We start from the raw sequence: 3,237 nt of genomic DNA on the forward strand, positions 1-3,237 counted from the left end.
CAAATAACAAATAACCATAGAGTCTTAGTTGCTGTCGTTTAAGCATAGAGGTTGTCCTTTCGAAGCTAGAAATTTGTAATGTGCATAAAATTAAATGTCTAAATTGTCAGAAAATTGGTGCTTGTCTTATTATACCAAATTTGAAGAAGGGTATATAAATTTTTTTTTATATCTTTAGTAAGAGGATTTCGAGATTGTCTAACCTATTCAACTCATGTATAATGACACTAATTGAAGGTTTAGAAAATCTTGAAGCCTATATAAAATAGACGTTTTAGAACCTTAACATATAATGGTAATTGTGCATAAATTAAAAGGAGGGCCTATGAGGGAAAAATTTTTGATCGGTGAGTTGGCCAAAATGTTCAACATCAGTACGGATACCTTGAGGCATTACGACCGAATTGGTTTGTTTAAACCAGAATACGATCCCAACAACGATTATAGATATTACGACATCAGGAGCTTCTTTAAACTCAGTCGAATTCTCTTTTTTAAGAACTTGGACATATCCCTAGATGATATAAATAAGTACATGAAAAATAAAAATACCAATAATCTAGTGAATCTGCTTAAAAAGAAGGAGGACGAAATTGACCAAAAGATCAATCGACTGATGAATCTAAAAAATAAGATTCAAACGAAACTAGCCCTCCTTGAAAGTATTAACAATGAACTTGATGAGATTAAAATAAAAAAAATTCCGGCAAGACAGGGTATCTTCCTAGATATGACAGATGTGGCAAGTGACTATGAGATTAAAAAGGCCTTTAAGGCTAATGAGCACTATCTCAGAACGAGCTCCTGGCTGATTGAAGGCCAAATTTATACTTCGCTTTCAAAGGAGAATATGAACCAGGGGATCTTTACGCGGTTTAGATATTTCATAGAGGTGGTTTCAGTTGATTCAGAACAGTCATCTCAAACCATCGAAATACCAGAACACGACTATGCCTGTATTACTTTTGTAGGCCCATATTGTGAGATGTCCAAATACTATGAAATTCTAACAAAATGGATCCATGACAATGGCTATTTAATCACTGGTGACTCTATAGAAAAAAACATTGTAGATTACGACTTTTCAGATTCAGAACTTGAATATGTTTCTGAAATTCAGATTCCAATTGAAAAAGCCTGATCTCAATATAGCCTTTGATGAGACTCTTGCCACATGCAAGCCTTCAGTTATAAACTAAAATAAGGGTGGATAGGCCACAAACATGACTAGGTTTATGATCTGTTAATAAATCTTAATGAGCGAAAGCTCTTTTTTTTTGCAAAAAGTGCGTTGAATCACATATTTAATAGTAGAAGGGTCATATAATGAAAGAAAAAATGGAGGCCCTTATGACAAATAAAACGATGTTTAAACAAGGCAACTGGTCTGAAACAATAGATGTTAAAAATTTTATCGCACTAAATTACAAGCCCTATGAAGGTGATGACCAGTTTTTAGTTGGCAAGAGTCAAAAGACAAAAGCGGTATGGGAAAAAGCAGAATCCCTCATAAAAGAAGAAATTGAAAAAGGCATTATCGGCATTGAGACCAAAGTTTTTTCTGGCATCAATCAATACAAAGCGGGTTATCTAGACCGTGAAAATGAAGTCGTGGTGGGCTATCAAACAGATGAGCCATTAAAACGCATTATGAACCCATATGGTGGCTTCAGAATGCTTGAAGCTTCACTTGAAGCCTATGGCTATGAAATGTCAAATGAAATGTCAGAATCCTTTCAGGCCTACCGAAAAACACATAATCAAGGTGTTTTCGATGCCTACACAGGTGAAATGAAGCTTGCGAGAAGTGTTGGCCTTTTAACAGGGCTACCTGATGCTTATGGTCGTGGCCGAATCATTGGAGATTATAGAAGGATTGCCTTATATGGTATAGATAAGCTCGTCAATGCAAAGAAGGCAGATTTTAAAGCCTTAGAATCACAAATGGCAACAGAGGACAACATCAGATTAAGAGAAGAGTTATCTGAACAGGTTAGAGCCCTTATTGAAATGAAGGAAATGGCGCGTGAGTATGGGGTGGATATTTCAAAGCCAGCTCAAAATGCCACAGAAGCAGTCCAATTTTTCTATTTTGGCTATTTGGCAGCCGTGAAAGAAAATAATGGCGCAGCCATGTCACTTGGTAGAAATACAACTTTCTTAGATATTTTCATTGAGAGAGATATTGAACTTGGATTATTGGATGAAGCAGGTGCACAAGAGCTCATCGATCAATTGGTCATCAAGCTCAGAATGGCCAGACACCTAAGAACGCCAGACTATAATACTTTGTTTGCAGGTGATCCAACTTGGGTTACAGAGTCAATAGGTGGTATGGGAGAAGATGGTAGAACGCTTGTTACAAAGACGGCCTTTAGATTTTTGAACACCTTAACAAATCTTGACCCAGCACCTGAACCAAACATGACAGTACTTTGGTCAAAAGAACTTCCAGAGAACTTTAAAAGGTATTGTGCTAAAATGTCCATTCAAACAGGTGCCATACAGTATGAAAACGATGATCTTATGAGACCTATCTATGGTGATGATTATGGGATTGCATGCTGTGTTTCTCCTATGAAAATTGGTAAGGAAATGCAGTTTTTCGGAGCGAGGGCAAATCTTGGAAAGGCATTGCTCTACAGCATCAATCAAGGCTATGATGAACTCAAAAGAGATAAAAATGACCAGCCAATTAAAGTTTTAGAGGATATTGCGGCCTTATCTGATGGGGTGCTTGATTATGAAGTAGTCCTTGAATCCTATAAAAAGGTCCTTGAAAAATTGGCGAGATTGTATGTAAATACCATGAATACCATCCACTATATGCACGACAAATACGCATATGAAAAAGGACAAATGGCACTTCATGATACAGAGGTTGGTCGATATATGGCTTTTGGTGTGGCAGGGATCTCATTGGTGGCGGATTCACTTAGTGCAATCAAACACGCAAGGGTAACTGCTCTTAGAGATGAGAATGGCATCACCACAGGTTTTGACATTGAGGGTGATTATCCAATGTATGGCAATGATGATGACCGTGTGGATTTAATCGCAAAAGAGATCGTGACCTTCTTTAGCAATGAAATTAAAAAGCATAAAACCTATCGAGATTCATCTCAGACCATGTCCATCTTAACGATTACCTCAAATGTCGTCTATGGTAAAAAAACTGGCGCGACACCAGATGGTCGACTCAAAGGTCAACCCTTTGCACCAGGTGCCAATCCAATG

Annotated in this window: 2 protein-coding genes; both read left to right on the forward strand. The window is 37.4% G+C overall.

The window, feature by feature from the left end:
* The first annotated feature begins 325 nt into the window (after positions 1 to 325).
* The gene (locus AC220I_RS20425) at positions 326 to 1,141 is read left to right on the forward strand and encodes a MerR family transcriptional regulator (RefSeq protein ID WP_486725712.1); all 816 of its coding nucleotides are present in this window, start codon (positions 326 to 328) and stop codon (positions 1,139 to 1,141) included.
* Between the two features lie 209 nt (positions 1,142 to 1,350).
* Positions 1,351 to 3,237: pyruvate formate lyase family protein (locus AC220I_RS20430; protein WP_486725713.1), on the forward strand; the 1,887-nt coding region annotated here is incomplete at its 3' end.

It is taken from the genome of Fusibacter sp. (assembly GCF_057447755.1).